This is a genomic window from Acinetobacter sp., assembly GCF_036666595.1.
In the GTDB taxonomy this organism is placed as follows: domain Bacteria; phylum Pseudomonadota; class Gammaproteobacteria; order Pseudomonadales; family Moraxellaceae; genus Acinetobacter.
The window spans coordinates 1-619 of record NZ_JAVWVO010000108.1 but is presented as its reverse complement, the minus strand read 5'-3'; the positions used below and the strand labels follow the sequence as shown (position 1 = coordinate 619).

Here is a 619-nt window from a genome sequence, read left to right as displayed (position 1 = left end):
CCCTGCCATTCAGCATGCTCGGACGACTGAGTTTAGTCTTCAACACTTGCATGTAATTCATCCAATCTTTTTTATTCAACTTCATCTGCAACATTCATTTCCCTGAATTTTGCATTTGGCAAAACATCATCCTCAACCAATCATGTTATGCCATTTTCCAGTCTAAAACACTTATAAATTAGTCGGGGAACTACAGTTAGGCAATGTGAAATTGCATCAAAATCATGCTTTCAGATACCCCAACCTCAAACTATTCATTCGCATATTTATCAAACAATGTGAATTCCATTCTTTCGAGTGGTTTGTGATCTTTGAAACATTGCTATGCTCAAGCTCAAGGAAATCTTAGGTATTGATATCTCATATCATATTCTAAATCAAAGATATATAAGGAGTTTGTCATGAGCATCGCACAATCAGTTAAACATCAGGATCGATTATTAACGATTAACATCAAAGATGGCGAAATCAAAAATGCACTACCGGGTGTGCATGTCACGCCTTGCTTTTTAGACCCTGATAATGGCGTCTGGGTCATTCATGCCCGTTTTGAACCGGGTACCATCCTTCCACGTCACTTCCATACCGGTGTTGTCCATTTCTATACAACAGCAGGTTC

General features: G+C 38.8%; 1 pseudogene. It reads left to right on the top strand.

From position 1 onward, the window contains the following. Nucleotides 1-401: 401 nt before the first annotated feature. A pseudogene (locus tag RR876_RS17040) lies at nucleotides 402-619 on the top strand (2,4'-dihydroxyacetophenone dioxygenase); the annotation flags it as partial.